The sequence below is a fragment of the Kribbella sp. NPDC051587 genome, from assembly GCF_044453945.1.
Taxonomy (GTDB): Bacteria; Actinomycetota; Actinomycetes; order Propionibacteriales; family Kribbellaceae; genus Kribbella.
Map to the genome: position 1 here is coordinate 1,169,871 of NZ_JBITDE010000002.1, position 18,207 is coordinate 1,188,077.

Genomic DNA, 18,207 nt, shown 5'->3' on the forward strand with positions numbered 1-18,207 from the left:
GTTGATAGTAGGCGGCGTGACGCGGTTAACACTGCGATTGGGCCGTGTCCCCTAGGGTTGTGTCATGAGTGAGGCCGGACTACAGCAGGCTCAGGACAAGATGCGTTCCGCAGGTGCCGCGGAGGTCGCAGTCCGGGTGTTCACCCACTACTACCGGCTCCTGGAGTCCGGTCAGCAGGGGGCGATCCGGGAGGACGACATCGAGCCGGTGGGCGACCTGCCTCATCTGGACCACCTGGACACGGACCCCGAGGCTATGCGGGCCGCGCTGGCCGAGACTGTGGTGATCAAGCTCAACGGCGGCCTCGGTACGTCGATGGGCGTCACCGGACCGAAGTCCGCACTGCCGGTCAAGGACGGTCTGAGCTTCCTCGACATCATCGCCCGGCAGATCCTGAGCACGCGGCGCAAGTACGACGTACCGCTGCCGCTGGTGCTGATGAACTCCTTCCGCACCCGGGAGCAGTCCCTGCAGATCCTCAGCGAGTACGACGGTCTCGCGATCGACGGCCTACCGCTGGACTTCCTGCAGAACATGGAACCGAAGCTGCTCGCCGACGACCTCACTCCGGCCGAGTGGGAACCGGATCCGGAGCTGGCGTGGTGCCCGCCGGGTCACGGCGACCTGTTCACCGCACTGGTCGCGTCCGGCACGCTGGACGCACTGCGTGAGCACGGGTTCCGGCATGCGTTCATCTCGAACGCCGACAACCTCGGTGCGACCGCGGACCCGCGGATCGCCGCCTGGATGGCCGAGCACGACGTGCCGTTCGGGATGGAGGTCTGCCGGCGGACCCGGTCCGACCGCAAGGGCGGTCACGTGGCGGTCCGTAAGTCCGACGGCCGGCTGATCCTGCGGGACAGCGCGCAGGTCGCCGAGGGGGAGCAGCAGTACTTCCAGGACGTCACCCGGCACACCAGCTTCAACACGAACAACCTGTGGATCGACCTGGACCGGCTGGCCGACCTGATGGACGGCCACGACGGCATCCTCGGGCTGCCGATCATGGTGAACCGCAAGACCGTCGACCCGGCCGACCCCAGCTCGCCGAAGGTGATCCAGCTGGAGACCGGGATGGGGACGGCCATCGAGATCTTCGAGGGCTCGCAGGCCGTGATCGTGGACCGCAGCCGGTTCAAGCCGGTGAAGACCACGAACGACCTGCTCGTGCTGCGCTCGGATGTCTATGAACTCGACGACGCGGGCGACCTCACCACCACGCACGAGGGCGACGAACCGTACGTCGATCTGGACCCGGAGTACTTCAAGATCCTGGCCGACTTCGACGCCCGGTTCGTGGCCGGAGCACCGTCGCTGGTCCGGGCCGACCGGCTCGAGGTGCGGGGCGATGTGGTGTTCGGCAAGGACGTCACGGTCGTCGGTGACGTGGAGATCGAAGCGGCAGCGGGTGAGCGGCGGCAGATTGCGGACGGAACGGTTCTCGAAGGTTGATGGACGACCTGCTGATCCGGCCGCTGGAGCCGTACGACACTGACGAGGCGGCGCAGGTCTGGTGGCGCTCACGCCATGCTCCGGGCGCACAGCTGCCGCTGGCGATCCACACGGCCGAGCAGGTGGCGACGTGGTTCGCCGACGTACTGCTCCCGGACGCACAGACGTGGGTAGTGCTCGACGACGGCCGGATCGTCGCCGTACTCACGCTGGACGGTGACGACCTCGACCAGCTGTACGTCGACCCTGATCTGGCCGGCCGCGGGATCGGATCGACCCTGGTTGATCTGGCCAAGGACCTGCGGCCCGGCGGTCTTGCTCTGTGGACCTTCCAGAGCAATCTGCGCGCCCAGGCGTTCTACCGCTCACACGGCTTCACCGAGGTACGACGTACCGACGGCGCGGCCAATGAGGAGCGCGCACCGGATGTCCGGATGGTGTGGGGTCAGCACCCGGAGCGCGCCACCGACTAAGGTCGGGCGGGTGAAGCGGAGCGTTGAGGAGCATCTGGAGGCCGTGCTCGGGCGGGTGACCGCACTGCCGGCGTTCGACCAGCCGCTGATGGAGGCGCTCGGTCTGGTGCTCGCCGAGGACATCGTCTCCGGCGTGAACCTGCCTGGGTTCGACAACTCGGCCATGGACGGTTACGCCGTTCGGGCCGAGGACCTGGCCGGTGCGTCGGCGGAGTCCCCCATCACTTTGGCTGTCGCCGGTGAGCAGCGCGCAGGTCGGCCGGAGCCGACCATGGTCACGCCCGGCAAATGCATCCGGATCATGACCGGTGCACCGATGCCGCGCGGCGCGGACAGCGTCGTACCGGTGGAGTGGACCGACGGTGGCACGGTCAACGTGCAGATCAACCAGCAGCCGCCACTTGGTGGATCGGTACGGCGGTTCGGTGAGGACGTGCAGGCCGGTCAGCAGGTGCTGGAGCGGGACACGCTGCTCGGGCCGCGGCAGATCGCCGTACTGGCTGCTGTTGGTCGGGCGCGGGTCAAGGCGCGTCCGCGGCCGCGGGTGGTCGTGGTGTCCACCGGGTCTGAGCTGCGTGAGCTGGGCACTGCCCTGGGCGACGGGCAGATCTATGACTCGAACAGCTACACCATGGCCGCGTGTGCTCGGCACGCTGGTGCTGAGGTCTACCGCGTCGGAGTGGTCGACGACGACGCGAAGAAGATCATGGACACACTGATGGACCAGCTGTCCCGAGCGGACATGGTCATCACCACCGGTGGGGTCAGCAAGGGCGCGTACGACGTGGTGAAAGAGGTGCTGTCCAAGACGGGCACCGTCGACTTCCCCGAGGTCGCCATGCAGCCCGGGAAGCCGCAGGGGTTCGGAGTGCTCGGTGCTGACGACGTACCGATCTTCACGCTGCCTGGGAACCCGGTGTCGGCGTACGTCTCCTTCGAGGTGTTCGTGCGGCCGGCTCTGCGCAAGCTGATGGGCCAGATGCCGTACCGGCGGAGTCTGTCGCGTGGAGTGGCACTGGACGAGTTCAAGTCGCCCTCCGGGCGGCGGCAGTTCGTCCGTGCAGCGGCCAGGTTGGGCGACCAGGGCTGGATGGCCAGTACAGTCGGCGGGCACGGCTCCCACCTGCTCGGCGGGCTGAGCCGGGCCAACGCCCTGATCGTGGTCCCGGAGGACGTGACGGCGGTCCGGGCCGGTGACCAGGTGGAGCTCTTGCTGCTGGACGAGGAGACCGGATGACGCAGGACCGGGGGCTGACCCACGTCGACGAGACGGGGGCGGCGCGGATGGTGGACGTGTCCGCCAAGGACACCAGCATCCGGCGAGCTGTTGCCTCTGGCAAGGTTCTGGTCTCGGCCGAGGTGGTCGAGGCGCTCCGCGGGGACGGCGTACCGAAGGGTGACGCACTCGCGGTCGCGCGGATCGCGGGCATCATGGGGGCCAAGCGGACGCCCGACCTGGTGCCGCTGTGTCACCCGATCGCGATCACCGGGGCCAAGGTCGACCTCGAGGTGGCGGACGACGCCGTACTGATCACGGCGGCAGTGAAGACCACGGATCGGACCGGTGTCGAGATGGAGGCGCTGACCGCGGTGGCCGTGGCTGGCCTCGCGGTAATCGACATGGTGAAGGCTCTGGACCCTGCTGCTGTGCTGTCCGACGTACGCGTGGAGCGCAAAGAGGGTGGCAAGACCGGGCTCTGGGAGCGGCCGTGAAGGCGCTGGTGGTGAGCGTGTCCAACCGGGCCGCTGCTGGGGTCTATAGCGACACCACTGGTCCGCTGATCGCGGACCGGTTGAGCGAGTGGGGTTTCGAGGTGTCGGGACCGCAGGTGGTACCAGATGGTGTGCCTGTTGGTGAGGCGCTGCGGCAGGCGGTCGCTGCGGCGTACGACGTCGTACTGACGACTGGTGGCACGGGGATCTCGCCGACGGACCGGACACCCGAGGAGACGGCCGCGGTCGTCGACAAGGTCGTGCCGGGGATCGCGGAGGCAATCCGCGCGTACGGCGTTGCCAACGGCGTACCGACGGCTGCACTGTCACGTGGTCTGGCCGGAGTCGCCGGTACGACGGTCATCGTGAACCTGCCGGGATCGCGTGGCGGCGTGAAGGACGGTCTCGCCGTTCTGGAGCCGCTGCTGAAGCATGCGGTCGAGCAGGTGCGCGGCGGGGACCACGTGCGGACGGATACCGACTGATGGCGATTGTGCACTGGCCTGTCGAGCTGCAGCACGGACAGGTCGCACTGCGGCCGCTGCGGGCCGGGGACGGCGCCGAGTGGGCAGCAGCCCGGCAGCGCAACGTCAGTTGGCTGCGGCCGTGGGACGCGACCCAGCCGCCCGGTGCGGACGACGGGGCACGCACCTTCCGCGCCATGGCCCGTGACTGGAACCGGCAGGCGCGGTACGGCCGCATGCTGCCCTTCGTCATCACGTATGGCGGCGCGGCGGGTGCAGGTGCGCGGGCGAAGTGGCCGCTGGTCGGCCAGCTCACCGTCTCCGGAGTCACCTACGGCTCAGCCCGCTGGGCCAACCTCGGCTACTGGGTCGACGAGCAGTACGCCGGCCGTGGCATCGTGCCGACTGCGGTCGCGTTGGCAACTGACCACTGCTGGTTCACCCTCGGACTGCACCGCATCGAGGTGGCGATCCGCCCCGAGAACAAGGCCAGCCTGCGCGTGGTGGAGAAGCTCGGTTTCCGGTACGAGGGGGAGCGGCCGCGGTTCCTGCACATCGACGGGGACTGGCGCGACCACCGCATCTTCGCGCTCAACAGCGAGGAAGTCGGGCCCGGTCTCGTCTCGCGATTGCAGTGACTACGCTCCGTACTGTTCACATCAGTCACACGAGTCTTCTTGCGACACACCGCGCCACGTACCCCATCTGGTGCGCGCTGGGTCTTAGCGTCATCGCATGGGGACGACAGGACTGATCTATGTGGCGATCGTCGCCGCGTGGGCTGCCTACCTCGTCCCGATGATGCTGAAGCGGAACGACGAGGCCAGGCGCCGCACGTCGGTGCCGTCGACAGCCGACGCGCGCGTCCTGTCGAGGGACCCCGCCACCACCCGGTACGTCGTCCGTCCACCGGGCTCGAGTGACACCGCTTCGACCGACACCGTCGAGACCGCTGACGACCTGTCCCCACCGAAGCGTTACGTCCCCAACCGAGCCCGCCGGGTGGCCGCTATGCGCCGCCGGCGGGTCCTGTCGATCCTGACCCTTTCTCTCCTGTCAGTCACCGCACTGGCAGGACTTGGCATGCTCCTGTGGTGGACCGTCGCGATCCCCGGCAGCCTCATCGTCGGCTTCGTCGTCCTCACCCGCGTGCAGCTCCGCCGCCAGGCCCGCGACCGCGCCCGCCTCGCGGCGGAACGTCGTACCCGCTTGCAGTCCCGGCACGACCACGGCCCCGCCGGCAAGCCCGCCCCGTCCCCGGACGACGAGCTCACCATCGAGGTCAAGCTGCCGGCCGAGCCGGCCCCGGTCGTCGAGAAGCCCGCGGCGTCGACGGAAGGCCTGTGGGACCCGGTCCCCGTCACCCTGCCCATGTACGTCATGAAGGAAAAGGCGCCGGACCGGACGGTCCGCACCATCGCGCTGACCGACGACGAGGTCTTCTCCAGCGCCCGCACCACCGACCCCGCCGAGCAGCCCTTCGTCGCCGAAACCCCGCCGCCGGCCGTCGAAGAACCCGAGGTCAAGCGAGCCGTCGGCGACTAACTCGATGGACAGGGTCAGTTTTAATCGACGACCATGAGCGTGTTAGAGTTTCGCGGTCGCCAGGGAAACCACGGCGGCCCGAATTGGGGCTTTGGCGCAGTTGGTAGCGCGCTTCGTTCGCAACGAAGAGGTCAGGGGTTCGAATCCCCTAAGCTCCACGAAGTCGATGGGCGAGGTGTGCGGCGCTCTCTTGAGCGCTCGCCGCCTCGCCTTCGTTATTTGTGCGCCTTCGCTTCGCTCGGCGCGTTGCGGGGGCTTCGCCACCCGCACCCCCTGCGCCTCGCTTCGCATCGGCGGCTGCGGCCGGGGCGGCGGTCGGGGTGCCTTCGCTTCGCTCGGCGCGGGGGCTTTCGCTTCGCTCGGCGGGGCGGGCTGGGGGCGGGTGTGTTTGAGGCGCTGCTTTTGCTTCGTCGAGGGTGGCGGGCCTTGGCTACTCTTTCACGCCTCGCGGGTGCCTGCTGCGCTTCGGTTGGCTGTTTGGCGAGGGGGCTTGGTGGTTGCCAGGGAACTTGCAGGGAACTCGGATGGTGCTTGGAGGGTGGGGCGGTTTTCTGGAGGTGCGGTTCGGCGAGGGGCCGGACGACTCTGGGAGGAAATTGTGGCTGGCGTGTCGGCGGTCGACGGGTTGAGTTTGCGATCTGCGGGTCTTGGGCGGCTGATGGGGGCCGGGGTGCTGGCGGTGGTGGTGGCGAGTTTGGTGAATACCTTGCTTGCTTTGGTTGGTCAGGGGGTGTTGGGGGTTCCTGATGATTTCAAGGGGTTTCAGCCGGCGGCGTACGTGTCGCTGACGTTCTTCGGGATCGCCGGTGCGTCCGTGGCGTGGGCGTTGATCTCGGCCCGGGCGGCTCGGCCGGTCGGGTTGCTGCGGCGGCTGGCGTTGATCATCGTGCCGGTGTCGATGCTGGCCGATCTCGCGCTGCTGCTGACCGGGCAGTCGCCGGCCGGGGTGGCGGTGCTGGTGGTGATGCACGTGGTCGTCGGGCTGTCGGCGTACCTCAGCCTGACGCGCATCGCACCGCCGCGGCCGGCGTAGCGTTGAAGTGTGCGGCTAGGAGGCCGCGGCTCGGACGACTACGACGCGGCGCCCGAGGCTATGGCCTGCTTGGCTGTCGACGTGTGCCGCCGGGGCCTCGGTGAGTGGGTACACCTTCTCGACCGGTATGCGGAGCATTCCGCGTGCGATGAGGTCGGAGGCCTCGGCGAGCGCGTCCGGCACGCTCCCGGCCACGCCGGAGAAGCGGACTCCGAGCGCCGGTGCGCCGAGGTCGGCGATCGAGAGCACCTTGTCAGGGTCCCCGGTCAGTTCGACCAGTTCGCTGATCACCCCCGAGCCGGCCAGATCGAGAGCCGCGTCGACGGGGCCGAGACGCCGTACCCGATCGACCCAGCCCTCGCCGTAGGTCGTTGCGACGGCACCAAGGCTCCGCAGGTAGTCCTGGTTCGCGGCCCCGGCGGTGCCGATCACCGTGATGCCCTGAGCGCGGGCGATCTGCAGCACTGCCGATCCGACTCCGCCGGACGCACCGCTGACCAGCAGCGTCTCTCCAGGCCGCACCTCCACCTCGCGGATGACGCGCAGCGCGGTCTCCATGACGGAGGGGTACCCGGCCGCCTCTTCGAACGTCAGGCCTTCCGGCATCAGCGCCCAGGCCGACAGTACGGCGTACTCGGCGTAGGTGCTCGAGCCTTCGCCGAACACGTGGTCGCCGACCTCGATCCCCTGGACGCCCTCGCCGACCTCATCCACCGTCCCGGCAGCGTCGAGCCCGACTCCGGCCGGCAGTTCGACCGGATGCGCCCCGAGGATCTGGCCCTCGCGGACCCTCCAGTCGACGGGGTTCACGCCGGCTGCCCGGACGGCGATCCGTACCTGACCGGGACCCGCGTGGGGCTCCTCGGCGTCGATGAGTTGCAGCACGTCCGGACCGCCGTACTCGGCGAAGCTCCATTTCTTCATGCGGCCGACCGTAGCACTAACGGTTAGTGTTTTGAAACAGATATGAATTCGCACCTGTTAGCATCGAGGCATGACCGTGGTCCCCGGGCGCCGGGAGCGGAAGAAAGCCGCGACCCGCCAGAACATCGCTGACACCGCGCTGCGGCTCTTCCTGGACCGTGGGTACGACGCGGTCGGCATTCGTGACGTGGCCGCAGAGGCCGATGTCGCCGTCACCACGCTCTTCTCCCACTTCGCCTCGAAAGAGGCCCTGGTGTTCGAGTTGGACGACGACTTCGAGCAACGGCTCGTGCAGGCGGTCACCAACCGGGCGCCGCACGAGCCACTGATGCCGGCGCTGCGCCGCGAGATCCAGGCGCTGGTGCGACATTGCGCGGGGGAGAGTGCCGCCCCGATCTGGCACCTGATCGACGAATCACCCGCCCTGCGGGAGTACGAGAAGTCGATGCGACTGCGCCACGCGGAATCGCTGGGGGCGGCGATCGCCGCGGATCCCGGGCTCACCCAGAGCGCGACTGCCTGCCGGGCGATCGCGAGGTTCGTGATCGACGCCTACTCGCTGGCCCGCGAGGCGGCCGATCCGAAGGCCGCGGTGGACGAGATCTTCCAGATGATCGAGGCGGCCTGGGCGGCCGCGTCGGCCGCGGAGAAGATCGTTTAGTCAGGCGAAGTCGGCCCTGGTCATGCCTTCGGTGTGACCGTCGGGCCATTGGACCAGTTCGATCCGGTAGCCGTCAGGGTCGGTGAGCCAGCACGTCTTGGGGCCGGGCTGCTCGATCGACCCCGGTTCGATGCCTTTGGCAACGAGATCGGCGCGCGTCTCGTCGAGCGAATCGACCTGGATCACCAGGTGGTTGAAGCCGACGCCGGGTCCGGTCTCGGTCGTCATCGGGTCGTGCACCAGCTCGATGCTGACGAAGTCGTCGCCCGGCAGCTGGATCATCGTCAGACTCCCGTACGCCGTCCCCTCGACCGTCCCGACCACCGTGTACCCAACGGCGGTGTAGAACGCCAGCGAGCGGTCCAGGTCGCTGACCCGCAGCCCGAAGTGCAATGTACGCATGGAGGCGACTCTAGATTCCCCGAAGGCTCACTTCTACGGGCGCCGCATCAGTAGCGACTGACCAACCTCGTCGGTGAAACCCCAGCGGCGGTAGAACGGGATCAGGTCGGGCTGGCAGACGAGCTCGATGCTGCGAACCTGCTGAAGATCGGGATGCGTCACGATCGCATCCATCAGAGTCGCGCCGTGACCGGTGCCGCGGGACTCGGGGGCGACGACCACGTCGAGGATCAGGGCGACGTGCGCGTAATCGGTGAGAACGCGGGCGAACCCGACGATGACGTCGCTGTCGAGTAGAGCGATGACGATGTCGGACTCACGCAGGATGCGGGAGGTCTCGTCCGGCGTACGGTCGGTGAGCCACCAGGCGGAGCTGAACAAGGTCGCGAGATCCGGCAGGTGATGAGGCTCGACGCGGTCCAGGACCGCGGTGGTCATGGGCGGAGGCCTTGGAAGACCATGGTGAGGACGGCGTCCACCTGGGCTTCGGTGGTGGGGCGGGTGTGCAGGAGGAGGCGGTAGTAGAGGGGGGCGTAGAGGAGTTCGACGACGTCGGGGAGGTTGGCGTCGGGGTGGATGTCGCCGGCTTGCTGGGCTTTGGCGAGGCGGTCGACGCAGAGGTCGACGCGGGGGCGGATGATGCTCTCGACGACGGCGGCGGCGATCTCGGGGTCGCTCTGGGCGGCGGAGATGAGGCCGCGGCTGTAGGCGGCGAACATGGGGTCGTTGAAGGCGCGGACGACCTGGGTCATCTGGGTGCGGAGGTCGGCGACGATGTCGCCGGTGTCGGGGAAGATCAGCGTGGCGCCGCCTCGCTCCTGCAGGGCTTCGAGCAGGATCGCGGCTTTGGACGGCCACCACCGGTAGATCGTCTGCTTTCCGACGCCGGCCCGTTTCGCGATGCCCTCCATGGTGAGGCCGGCGAACGACTGGTCCTGGCAGAGCTCCAGTGCGGCGTCGAGGATCGCTCGACGGGCTCGTTCGCTGCGGCGTTCGACGCTGGGAGGGACCATGCTCCGGAGCTTACACGAGACGAGACGTTGTGTCTTGACACGTGCCCGTGACGAGACTTACCGTCTCGCCATGAGACGAGACGTCTCGTCAACGCCAGGAAAGGGAACTCTCATGTCCGAAGCTTCGGTACGTCGCTGGACGGGCCTGTTCGGGATCATCGCGAGCGCGCTGATCGTCGTTCAGGTGCCGCTCTACTTCCTGTACGCCGGTGCGCCGCCCGACTGGAACATCCTGACCCGCACACTGATCGGCATTGTCGGCTGCATCTTCTACATCCTGTACTTCACCGGCGTCCGCCAACTGGTCCAGCAGGTGGATCGGGCCTCGGAGTGGGTCGCGGGCGTGATCCAGGCGGCCGGCCTGTTGTGGGTGGCCATGGTGTTCGTGCCGCAGTCGATGGAGGCCGGCGCGGCGATCTCGGTCGACCACGACATCGACACCACGCGTGAGGGCCCGTACGCGGCGGCGCAGTACCTCATGCAGGGGCTGATCTCGCGGTTGCTGATGGCGCTGTTCCTGATCGCCCTCGGCATCGCCGTACTCCGGTTGCGGCTGCTGCCGAAGTGGGTCGGCCGGTCGGCGTTCGTGCTCGCGGCCATCAACCTCGCCTTCGTTCCGGCGATCTACTCCAACGACGACCCGTCCAACTTCTATGCCGTGCAGGGATGGGGGACGACGGCGAGCATGGGAATGCTGTGGAGCCTGTGGACCCTCGCGGTCGCCATCAGCATCTTCCGCAGTTCGCGTCGCGTCCCCACGGCGCCGACGGCTCGGACCGGCGTACCGGTCGCGGCTGTTTGATCGACACTGCCGTGTCCATCGTCGCGGGGGACTGGCCCGGGATGGTGGACACGGCAGCTAATCTTGACTCATTCCAGAAAAGGCGTAAGACTGCGGGGGTGCCGACCGTCGAGGAGCTCCAGCAGTTGCTGCGCGGAGTCGAGCTGCGGGTGACGCGGCCTCGGGTGGCGGTGCTGGAAGCGGTGTACGCGCATCCGCACGCGGACACGGACTCACTGATCGGTGCCGTGCGCAACGAACTGCCGGAGGTCTCGCACCAGGCGGTGTACGACTCGCTGCACACGTTGACGGCGGCCGGTCTGGTACGCCGGATCCAGCCGCTCGGCTCGGTCGCGCGGTACGAGTCGCGGGTCGGGGACAACCACCACCATGTCGTCTGCCGCGGCTGCGGTGCCATCGCTGATGTCGACTGTGCGGTCGGACATGCTCCGTGCCTGACCGCCTCCAACGATCACGGGTTCGTCATCGACGAGGCCGAAGTCATCTACTGGGGGCTTTGCGCCGCCTGTGCTTGACCCTTCTTGCAAAACGTCCAGTCCTGGAAGGATTCAGATGTCCGACAACCATGAGCCGCACGAGCCGCTGCCCGGTGAAGGTAGCGAAGAGAGCCGCGGCGAAGACAACGCCCAGGCCGCGGGCGGCTGCCCGGTGGCGCACGGTCAGGGTGTGCAGCCGACCTCGGGCGACGCGAACCGGGGCTGGTGGCCGAACCAGCTGAACCTCAAGATCCTGGCCAAGAACCCGGCGGTCGCCAACCCGCTCGGTGCCGACTTCGACTACAAGACGGAGTTCGAGAGCCTGGACCTGGCCGCCGTGAAGGCGGACATCCAGGAGACGCTGACCACCTCGCAGGACTGGTGGCCGGCCGACTTCGGGCACTACGGCCCGCTGATGATCCGGATGGCGTGGCACAGCGCCGGGACGTACCGGATCAGCGACGGCCGCGGTGGCGCCGGCGCCGGGCAGCAGCGGTTCGCGCCGCTGAACAGCTGGCCGGACAACGCCAACCTGGACAAGGCCCGCCGGCTGCTCTGGCCGGTCAAGAAGAAGTACGGCCAGAAGATCTCCTGGGCCGACCTGCTGATCCTCACCGGCAACGTGGCGCTGGAGTCGATGGGCTTCAAGACCTTCGGGTACGCCGGTGGCCGGGCCGACGTGTGGGAGCCGGAGACCGACGTCTACTGGGGTCCCGAGACCGGCTGGCTGGACGACGAGCGGTACAGCGGTGACCGCGAGCTGCAGAAGCCGCTGGGCGCCGTACAGATGGGTCTCATCTACGTGAACCCGGAAGGCCCGAACGGGAACCCGGACCCGCTGGCCTCGGCCCGCGACATCCGCGAGACCTTCGGCCGGATGGCGATGAACGACGAGGAGACCGTCGCGCTGATCGCCGGTGGTCACACGTTCGGCAAGACGCACGGGGCCGGTAACGCCGAGGAGCACGTCGGCGTCGAGCCCGAGGGCGCCGACCTCGAGCACCAGGGCCTCGGCTGGAAGAGCACGTTCAACTCCGGCAAGGGCAAGGACGCGATCACCAGCGGTCTCGAGGTCACCTGGACCACGAAGCCGACCCAGTGGACGAACGACTTCTTCGAGATCCTGTTCGGCCACGAGTGGGAGCTGACCAAGTCCCCGTCCGGCGCGAACCAGTGGGTCGCCAAGGACTCCGAGGCGATCATCCCGGACGCGTACGACGGCCCGGCGAAGAAGCCGACGATGCTGACCAGCGACCTGGCGCTGCGCGTCGACCCGATCTACGAAGAGATCTCGCGCCGGTTCAAGGACAACCCGGACCAGTTCGCGGACGCGTTCGCCCGCGCCTGGTTCAAGCTGACCCACCGCGACATGGGCCCGGTCGTGCGGTACCTCGGCCCCGAGGTCCCGTCCGAGACGCTGATCTGGCAGGACCCGCTGCCGGCCGTCGACCACGAACTGATCGGTGCCGCCGACGTTGACGTACTGAAGGCGCAGATCGCGGCCTCCGGCCTGTCGGTGTCGCAGCTCGTCTCGACCGCCTGGGCCGCCGCGTCCAGCTTCCGCGGGAGTGACAAGCGCGGTGGCGCGAACGGCGCCCGCATCCGCCTGCAGCCGCAGGCCGGCTGGGAGGTCAACAACCCCGACCAGCTCGCCCAGGTACTGCGCACGCTCGAAGGCATCCAGTCCTCCTTCGGCAAGCCGGTCTCTCTGGCCGACCTGATCGTCCTCGCCGGCGGTGTCGGCGTCGAGGTCGCGGCCAAGAACGCCGGCGTGGACATCGTCGTACCGTTCACCCCGGGCCGCACGGACGCGACCCTGGAGCAGACCGACGTCGACTCCTTCGAGGCCCTCGAGCCGGCCGCCGACGGTTTCCGCAACTACTACGGCAAGGGCAATCGCCTCCCCGCGGAGTACCTCCTTCTCGACAAGGCGAACCTGCTCACCCTGAGCGCCCCCGAGCTCACCGTGCTGGTCGGTGGCCTCCGCGTCCTCGGCACCAACTACGACGGTTCGTCGTACGGCGTCCTCACCGAGAACCCGGGCACCCTCACCAACGACTTCTTCGCGAACCTGCTCGACCTGGGCACCGAGTGGAAGTCGACCGACGCCAGCCAGGAGTTCTTCGAGGCCAAGGGCTCCGACGGCAAGGTCAAGTGGACCGGTACCCGCGCCGACCTCGTCTTCGGCTCGAACTCCGAACTCCGCGCCGTCGCCGAGGTCTACGCCTCCGACGACGCCAAGTCCAAGTTCGTCACCGACTTCGTCGCCGCCTGGCACAAGGTCATGGAACTCGACCGCTTCGACCTCCACCGCTGACCCACCCCGCGAAGGCCGGCTCCCCGTTCAAGAGGGCCGGCCTTCCGGCTTGTCAGGGGCCTTCGGATGGCGTGAGGTATCCTTTTGGATACCTGGAGGTGATGGTTGATGCGACCCACTGAGCTTTTGCTGCGAGCCCGGAAGGCCGCCGGACTGCGGCAGGCCGATCTCGCTTGCCGGGCCGGCACCTCGCGCCCGACGCTCTCGGCGTACGAGCACGGCCGGAAGTCGCCGACGCTGGAGACCACCGCTCGGCTGCTGGCCGAGACCGGGTATGAGCTGGACCTTCGGCGGCAGGTGGGATTCGTTGAGGTCACCACGACACGGGGCCGCGTCGTGTCGGTGCCGACGCATCTCCCTCGGCTCGACCTCGATGCGGCGCTCGCCATGGTGACGCTGCCGTTGCATCTGAACTGGTCAGATCCCGGACGACGCTTCGACCTGCGGAACCGGGCCGACCGCGCGAGGGTGTACGAGACCGTTCTGCGCGAGGGCGGACCGGAGGACATCCTGCAGTACGTCGACGGAGCCTTCCTGGTCGACCTTTGGCCGGACCTCGTGTTGCCGCGTGACGTTCGTGCCGCCTGGAGCGATGTGATCGAGAACGCCGCATGACCGCCGACGCGTCTACCTCGCAGGGTGGTCTGACACCGTTCCAGATCGAGGTGGCGCAACTGTTCTTCAGCCTGCCGGCCAGCGCGGGATTCCTGTTGGCGGGCGGCGGGGCGTTGGCGGCACAGCACCTGACCACGCGGCCGACGCAGGATCTCGACTTCTTCACCGGTCCAGGGCGCGGGGACGTGCCGACAGCTCGGGATGCCTTGGAAGCCGCCGCGACGTCGCGTGGCTGGTCTGTCCGCCGGATACGTGACGGCGCCACGTTCTGCCGGATCGTGGTTGCCGGTCCTGAGGATCTGCTGGTTGATCTTGCGCTGGACTCGGCACCCAGCCGGCCGGCCACCGTCAGCATTGCCGGGCCTACCTTCGGTCTCGAGGAACTGGCGGGGCGGAAGGTCATTGCTTTGTTCGATCGGGCCGAGGCGCGCGACTTCGCCGACGTGTATGTCTTGGCACAGCGATACGGTAAAGATCCTTTGCTGGCTTGGGCCGCGGAGGTGGACGCCGGGTTCATTCGGGACGTCTTCGCTGACATGCTCGGTACCTTGGCGCGGTTCAGCGACCGCGACCTGCCGGTGTATCCCCGTGAGACTGGACTGCTTCGTGAGTTCTTCGCTGCCTGGCGGAACGAGCTGCGGCCGGCGGATTCCTGAGCGCCGGTTCGGAGATGCCTTGTGACTGGTCGGGGCGCGTGCAAGGCTGGCGAGGTTTCGCCTGCCTAAGGAGCCTGGGATGCGGTTTCATCTTGATCGGGAACCTGTGGGGGACCTGACGTTCAGTGATGTGTTTTTGGTGCCTGGCCGGTCTCGGGTGACGTCGCGGTTGGATGTGGACCTGGCGACGGGGGATGGGAGTGGGGCTTCGATTCCGGTGGTGGCGGCGAACATGACTGCTGTGTCGGGGCGGCGGATGGCGGAGACCATTGCTCGGTGTGGTGGGCTGGCGGTGATTCCGCAGGACATTCCGGTGGATGTGGTGGGGGAGGTTGTTGCCTGGGTCAAGGATCGCGATCCGGTGCATGACACGGCTTTGGTGCTGCCGCCGAGCGGGACGGTGGGGGAGGCGTTGAATCTGCTGCCCAAGCGGGGGCATGGGGCGGTGGTTGTGGTCGACCGTGGGCGACCCGTCGGGGTGGTGACCGAGGCTGATTGTGCTGGGGTGGATCGGTTCACGCAGCTGGATGCGGTGATGTCGCGGGAGTTGCTGACGGTGCCGGCGGGGATTGATCCGGAGGCGGCGTTCAGCCAGTTGCACGACGGGCGGCATCGGTTGGCGCCGGTGGTGGACGAGGCCGGGACGATCGTGGGGATCCTGACCCGGCAGCGGGCGCTCCGGGCGACGTTGTACGAGCCGGCGCTGGACGCGAACCACAAGCTGCGGGTGGCGGCGGCGATCGGGATCAACGGCGATGTCGAGCAGCGGGCAAAAGCCTTGCTGGACACAGGAATCGACGTACTGGTCATCGACACCGCACATGGCCACCAGGAGCGGATGCTCGACGTACTGAAGGTTGTGAAGAGCCTCGACCCGCAGATCCCGATCGTCGCGGGCAACGTGGTGACGGCGGAAGGTGTGAGCGATCTCGTCGAGGCCGGCGCGGACATCATCAAGGTCGGCGTCGGACCGGGCGCGATGTGCACGACGCGGATGCAGACGGCTGTCGGTCGACCGCAGTTCTCCGCCGTACTGGAGTGTGCAGCCCGAGCGCGTGAGCTGGGCAAGCACGTCTGGGCGGACGGCGGCGTACGGCATCCGCGCGATGTTGCGCTGGCGCTCGCGGCGGGTGCGTCCAGTGTGATGATCGGGTCGTGGTTCGCCGGGACGTACGAGTCACCTGGCGATGCGCATCGCGACAGCGACGGGCGGATCTACAAGGAGAGCTTCGGGATGGCGTCCGCACGGGCCGTCCGGTTGCGGACCGCTGAGGACACCCCGTTCCAGCGGGCGCGGAAGGCGATCTTCGAGGAGGGGATCTCGTCGGCGCGGATGTACCTCGACCCCGAGAGCCCGAGCGTCGAGGACCTGCTCGACTCGATCGTCTCCGGGGTGCGCAGTTCCTGCACGTACGTCGGCGCCGCGAATCTGGACGAGTTCCACGAGAAGGCGGTCGTCGGCCTGCAGACCGCGGCCGGGTACGCCGAGGGCAAGCCGATGCCGACCAGCTGGTGAATCACCCCGGGGGTGAGGTTGAGTGCACAACAACCTCATACGGAGAGCGATTGGCAGGCTCGACGGCCGGTGGCAATCTGTAGTCAGCAGGGGGGAGAGAACGCCGAGCACGCTGCAGGTGGCGTTCGATCTCGCTGGGGGAGTGAGATCGAGCGGTGCAGAGTACGGCGTTCTGGACGTGGTCGCGGGTGGTGGTCCGGAGTTCGACCGAGGCTTGGGAGGGCGACTCGGGAACTCTGCATCCCCACCCGCGACTACCATGCTGGAAAAGCTGTTGCGCCCGGTGAGAGAGTCGAGAGGTGCCGACCAACCCGGGGACCGCGATCGTCTGTGACGAGTCCGGGTATGAGGGTGAGAAGCTCGTCGGTGGCGTGACGGACGTCTTCGCGCACGCGAGCATCCGCCTCGACGAGGAGACCGCAGCGGCCTGCGTCGCCGAACTGCGCGCCCGCATCAAGTCCCCGGCCACGATGTACAAGGCCAATCACCTCCTGCGCGCCAAACACCGAGCCACCCTGCTCTGGTTCCTCGGCCCCGACGGCCCGCTGCCCGGCAACGCCAGCGTCTTCGTGATCGACAAGTCCTACTTCCTGATCACCGCCCTCGTCGATCTCCTCGGCGCACCCCCGTCGACCACCACCTTCCTGTACGACGCCCATCGCCGTACCGCACAGGCCCGCGAGTTCCTCGACACGGCCAACGACTACCTCCGCGCCCACGAGACCGCCGTACTGCCAAGGCTTGACCCGCTGCTCCCCGCGATCATCCGTGCCGCCAACCACTGGAGCGACGGCACCCCGGTCCTGATCGCCCACGACCGCCAAACCACCCTCTCCCCAGCCCGAATCACCGCACTGCGCGAGAAGAGCCCGGCCATCGCGGCCATCGAGCAGCTGGACTCCTTCGTCGACCACCGGGTCCAGATCGCCGACTTCCTGGCCGGCATCACCTACCGGATCCTCTCCGGCCGGCTCCACGGAAACGACGACCCAGAGGTGATCGCCGCGCTCACGCCGTACCTGGATCCGGAGTCGCTGTGGATTACACCTTGGCTTTCGGCGGCTGCCCCGGCATAGTCAGTGCTTGATCGATAGAGCAGGAGTGCGTCGTGCCGGCAGACGGACCGCCCCCGCTCAGGGTGGACGCTGAAACCGCGATCATCCTGCGCGAGGCCTATCACAAGATCCAGGCGCTGTTCCGCGCTGACCACTACGGGCTGTACGACTACGTGCGGGTCGTGGTGGCGAAGGTTGCGCAGGTGGACACGTTCTATGTGGGGTTCCTGCATGGGACGAGCAAGGTGCGGTATCCGTACGGGTACGACGAGGGTCGGTACGTCGATCCGGACACGCACAGCTTCGGGCCGCACGGGCAGACGGCGTGGTTGCTGAAGCATCGGCAGACTTATCGGTTCGCGTATGACAACGGGGCCGCGTTGCATTCCGCCATCCCGATCGGGGTGGTGGGACGGCGGTCCGCGGATGTGGTGACGGTGCCGATCTTCCGGCCGGTGAAGGACGGGCCGGATCAGTTGTTCGGCATGTTGTCGATGCACAGTTATGAGCCGCACAGCTACGACGACAACGCCGTACGAGCGTTTGAGTGGTTGGCGGGTGTGGTGGAGCGGGTGCTGACCCGGGAGGGTGAGGACCGGGATGCGTTGCGGCGGTTGCCGGCCGGGGACGTCGGGCCGGGGCTGCTGACGTCGGATCACGTGATGGAGTACCTGACGCATCGGATCGCGTCGATCCGGGAGATCGCGACCGAGGCGCTGACGGCGGACTCCGTGCCGATGGAGGTGCACGGGCATCTGGTCCGGATCGTCGACACCACCGAGCACATCCAGTCCGAGCTGATCGAGATGCTGATGGACACCGACGAGGGCCCGGAGCGGCGGTTCGCCGATCTGACGAAGGCTCAGCAGGGGATCGCGGTGCTGCTGGCGGACGGGATGGACAACGATCAGCTCGCGGCCGAGCTGGGGATCAGCCTCAACACGGTGAAGACGCACCTCAGTGCGATCTTGCGCAAGTACGGGATGGCGCACCGGGCCCAGGTGGCCGACGACGTGCGGAAGTACCTCGCCCCGTAGACATACTTGAGGCATTGAAGTAACTTCCGGGTGGCTGTTTATTCGGAATTAT

21 protein-coding genes and 1 tRNA gene are annotated in these 18,207 nt (G+C 67.7%); 18 read left to right on the forward strand and 4 right to left on the reverse strand.

From position 1 onward, the window contains the following. The first annotated feature begins 64 nt into the window (after window positions 1-64). The 9 genes from ACIA49_RS12010 to ACIA49_RS12050 all read left to right on the forward strand — a co-directional run bounded on the left by ACIA49_RS12010 (window position 65) and on the right by ACIA49_RS12050 (window position 6,681). Window positions 65-1,453, forward strand: coding sequence for a UTP--glucose-1-phosphate uridylyltransferase (locus ACIA49_RS12010; protein ID WP_396377124.1), 1,389 nt, complete (start codon window positions 65-67; stop codon window positions 1,451-1,453). Then, entirely contained in the window at window positions 1,453-1,926 is a 474-nt protein-coding gene (locus ACIA49_RS12015; RefSeq protein ID WP_396377125.1) for a GNAT family N-acetyltransferase, read from the forward strand. Before ACIA49_RS12010 ends, ACIA49_RS12015 begins: the two co-directional genes overlap by 1 nt. A gap of 10 nt (window positions 1,927-1,936) precedes the next feature. After that, the gene (glp, locus tag ACIA49_RS12020; RefSeq protein ID WP_396377126.1) at window positions 1,937-3,163 is read left to right on the forward strand and encodes a gephyrin-like molybdotransferase Glp; all 1,227 of its coding nucleotides are present in this window, start codon (window positions 1,937-1,939) and stop codon (window positions 3,161-3,163) included. After that, window positions 3,160-3,639: a cyclic pyranopterin monophosphate synthase MoaC gene (moaC, locus tag ACIA49_RS12025; protein ID WP_396377127.1), complete on the forward strand. Its 480-nt coding sequence runs from the start codon at window positions 3,160-3,162 to the stop codon at window positions 3,637-3,639. The genes glp and moaC overlap by 4 nt, the downstream gene beginning before the upstream one ends. Then, on the forward strand, window positions 3,636-4,124 hold the full coding sequence (locus tag ACIA49_RS12030; protein WP_396377128.1) for a molybdenum cofactor biosynthesis protein B: 489 nt from the start codon (window positions 3,636-3,638) through the stop codon (window positions 4,122-4,124). Before moaC ends, ACIA49_RS12030 begins: the two co-directional genes overlap by 4 nt. Continuing rightward, window positions 4,124-4,741, forward strand: coding sequence for a GNAT family N-acetyltransferase (locus ACIA49_RS12035; protein WP_396377129.1), 618 nt, complete (start codon window positions 4,124-4,126; stop codon window positions 4,739-4,741). Before ACIA49_RS12030 ends, ACIA49_RS12035 begins: the two co-directional genes overlap by 1 nt. 97 nt (window positions 4,742-4,838) lie before the next feature. Then, window positions 4,839-5,648, forward strand: a complete 810-nt coding sequence (locus ACIA49_RS12040; RefSeq protein ID WP_396377130.1) for a hypothetical protein — start codon at window positions 4,839-4,841, stop codon at window positions 5,646-5,648. An 85-nt stretch (window positions 5,649-5,733) separates the two neighbouring features. Beyond that, window positions 5,734-5,806: transfer RNA gene (locus ACIA49_RS12045), tRNA-Ala, on the forward strand. A 440-nt stretch (window positions 5,807-6,246) separates the two neighbouring features. Continuing rightward, window positions 6,247-6,681 (forward strand): DUF6069 family protein, encoded by a 435-nt coding sequence (locus tag ACIA49_RS12050; protein ID WP_396377131.1) that lies wholly within the window; start codon window positions 6,247-6,249, stop codon window positions 6,679-6,681. A gap of 15 nt (window positions 6,682-6,696) precedes the next feature. Here ACIA49_RS12050 and ACIA49_RS12055 read toward each other — a convergent pair whose 3' ends face one another. Further along, the gene (locus ACIA49_RS12055) at window positions 6,697-7,605 is read right to left on the reverse strand and encodes an NADP-dependent oxidoreductase (RefSeq protein ID WP_396377132.1); all 909 of its coding nucleotides are present in this window, start codon (window positions 7,603-7,605) and stop codon (window positions 6,697-6,699) included. A 70-nt stretch (window positions 7,606-7,675) separates the two neighbouring features. Between ACIA49_RS12055 and ACIA49_RS12060 the strand changes: the two genes are divergently transcribed. Then, window positions 7,676-8,266, forward strand: coding sequence for a TetR/AcrR family transcriptional regulator (locus ACIA49_RS12060; protein ID WP_396377133.1), 591 nt, complete (start codon window positions 7,676-7,678; stop codon window positions 8,264-8,266). On the opposite strand, the gene ACIA49_RS12065 is transcribed toward ACIA49_RS12060, so the two are convergent. The 3 genes from ACIA49_RS12065 to ACIA49_RS12075 are packed head-to-tail and all read right to left on the reverse strand — an operon-like array spanning window position 8,267 to window position 9,681. Then, window positions 8,267-8,668, reverse strand: a complete 402-nt coding sequence (locus ACIA49_RS12065; RefSeq protein ID WP_396377134.1) for a VOC family protein — start codon at window positions 8,666-8,668, stop codon at window positions 8,267-8,269. Between the two features lie 33 nt (window positions 8,669-8,701). After that, window positions 8,702-9,106 (reverse strand): GNAT family N-acetyltransferase, encoded by a 405-nt coding sequence (locus tag ACIA49_RS12070; RefSeq protein WP_396377135.1) that lies wholly within the window; start codon window positions 9,104-9,106, stop codon window positions 8,702-8,704. Continuing rightward, the gene (locus ACIA49_RS12075) at window positions 9,103-9,681 is read right to left on the reverse strand and encodes a TetR/AcrR family transcriptional regulator (RefSeq protein ID WP_396377136.1); all 579 of its coding nucleotides are present in this window, start codon (window positions 9,679-9,681) and stop codon (window positions 9,103-9,105) included. Before ACIA49_RS12075 ends, ACIA49_RS12070 begins: the two co-directional genes overlap by 4 nt. A 112-nt stretch (window positions 9,682-9,793) precedes the next feature. On the opposite strand from ACIA49_RS12075, the gene ACIA49_RS12080 reads away from it, so the two are divergent. The 8 genes from ACIA49_RS12080 to ACIA49_RS12115 all read left to right on the forward strand — a co-directional run bounded on the left by ACIA49_RS12080 (window position 9,794) and on the right by ACIA49_RS12115 (window position 18,155). Then, entirely contained in the window at window positions 9,794-10,483 is a 690-nt protein-coding gene (locus tag ACIA49_RS12080) for a hypothetical protein (protein WP_396377137.1), read from the forward strand. Between the two features lie 98 nt (window positions 10,484-10,581). Next, a complete protein-coding gene (locus ACIA49_RS12085) occupies window positions 10,582-10,998 on the forward strand; it encodes a Fur family transcriptional regulator (protein WP_396377138.1) in 417 nt (138 codons plus the stop codon). Window positions 10,999-11,035: 37 nt separating this feature from the next. Beyond that, complete coding sequence (gene katG / locus ACIA49_RS12090) at window positions 11,036-13,276, forward strand: catalase/peroxidase HPI (protein ID WP_396377139.1); 2,241 nt, start codon at window positions 11,036-11,038, stop codon at window positions 13,274-13,276. 108 nt (window positions 13,277-13,384) lie between these two features. After that, window positions 13,385-13,891, forward strand: coding sequence for a helix-turn-helix domain-containing protein (locus tag ACIA49_RS12095; RefSeq protein WP_396377140.1), 507 nt, complete (start codon window positions 13,385-13,387; stop codon window positions 13,889-13,891). Beyond that, window positions 13,888-14,547: a nucleotidyl transferase AbiEii/AbiGii toxin family protein gene (locus ACIA49_RS12100; RefSeq protein WP_396377141.1), complete on the forward strand. Its 660-nt coding sequence runs from the start codon at window positions 13,888-13,890 to the stop codon at window positions 14,545-14,547. The genes ACIA49_RS12095 and ACIA49_RS12100 overlap by 4 nt, the downstream gene beginning before the upstream one ends. A gap of 79 nt (window positions 14,548-14,626) precedes the next feature. Next, the gene (locus tag ACIA49_RS12105) at window positions 14,627-16,063 is read left to right on the forward strand and encodes a GuaB1 family IMP dehydrogenase-related protein (RefSeq protein WP_396377142.1); all 1,437 of its coding nucleotides are present in this window, start codon (window positions 14,627-14,629) and stop codon (window positions 16,061-16,063) included. 299 nt (window positions 16,064-16,362) lie between these two features. Further along, entirely contained in the window at window positions 16,363-17,139 is a 777-nt protein-coding gene (locus ACIA49_RS12110) for a hypothetical protein (RefSeq protein WP_396377143.1), read from the forward strand. A 62-nt stretch (window positions 17,140-17,201) separates the two neighbouring features. Beyond that, a complete protein-coding gene (locus tag ACIA49_RS12115) occupies window positions 17,202-18,155 on the forward strand; it encodes a LuxR C-terminal-related transcriptional regulator (protein ID WP_396377144.1) in 954 nt (317 codons plus the stop codon). The last annotated feature ends 52 nt before the right edge of the window (window positions 18,156-18,207 follow it).

Excerpts from the sequence above, each read along its gene's own strand:
- ACIA49_RS12070 (WP_396377135.1), bottom strand. The coding sequence starts at position 9,106 with ATGACCACCGCGGTCCTGGACCGCGTCGAGCCTCATCACCTGCCGGAT.
- ACIA49_RS12055 (WP_396377132.1), bottom strand. The coding sequence starts at position 7,605 with ATGAAGAAATGGAGCTTCGCCGAGTACGGCGGTCCGGACGTGCTGCAA.
- ACIA49_RS12015 (WP_396377125.1), top strand. The coding sequence starts at position 1,453 with ATGGACGACCTGCTGATCCGGCCGCTGGAGCCGTACGACACTGACGAG.
- ACIA49_RS12035 (WP_396377129.1), top strand. The coding sequence starts at position 4,124 with ATGGCGATTGTGCACTGGCCTGTCGAGCTGCAGCACGGACAGGTCGCA.
- ACIA49_RS12095 (WP_396377140.1), top strand. The coding sequence starts at position 13,385 with ATGCGACCCACTGAGCTTTTGCTGCGAGCCCGGAAGGCCGCCGGACTG.
- ACIA49_RS12065 (WP_396377134.1), bottom strand. The coding sequence starts at position 8,668 with ATGCGTACATTGCACTTCGGGCTGCGGGTCAGCGACCTGGACCGCTCG.
- moaC (WP_396377127.1), top strand. The coding sequence starts at position 3,160 with ATGACGCAGGACCGGGGGCTGACCCACGTCGACGAGACGGGGGCGGCG.
- ACIA49_RS12010 (WP_396377124.1), top strand. The coding sequence starts at position 65 with ATGAGTGAGGCCGGACTACAGCAGGCTCAGGACAAGATGCGTTCCGCA.
- ACIA49_RS12080 (WP_396377137.1), top strand. The coding sequence starts at position 9,794 with ATGTCCGAAGCTTCGGTACGTCGCTGGACGGGCCTGTTCGGGATCATC.
- ACIA49_RS12060 (WP_396377133.1), top strand. The coding sequence starts at position 7,676 with ATGACCGTGGTCCCCGGGCGCCGGGAGCGGAAGAAAGCCGCGACCCGC.
- ACIA49_RS12105 (WP_396377142.1), top strand. The coding sequence starts at position 14,627 with ATGCGGTTTCATCTTGATCGGGAACCTGTGGGGGACCTGACGTTCAGT.
- ACIA49_RS12075 (WP_396377136.1), bottom strand. The coding sequence starts at position 9,681 with ATGGTCCCTCCCAGCGTCGAACGCCGCAGCGAACGAGCCCGTCGAGCG.
- ACIA49_RS12100 (WP_396377141.1), top strand. The coding sequence starts at position 13,888 with ATGACCGCCGACGCGTCTACCTCGCAGGGTGGTCTGACACCGTTCCAG.
- katG (WP_396377139.1), top strand. The coding sequence starts at position 11,036 with ATGTCCGACAACCATGAGCCGCACGAGCCGCTGCCCGGTGAAGGTAGC.
- ACIA49_RS12040 (WP_396377130.1), top strand. The coding sequence starts at position 4,839 with ATGGGGACGACAGGACTGATCTATGTGGCGATCGTCGCCGCGTGGGCT.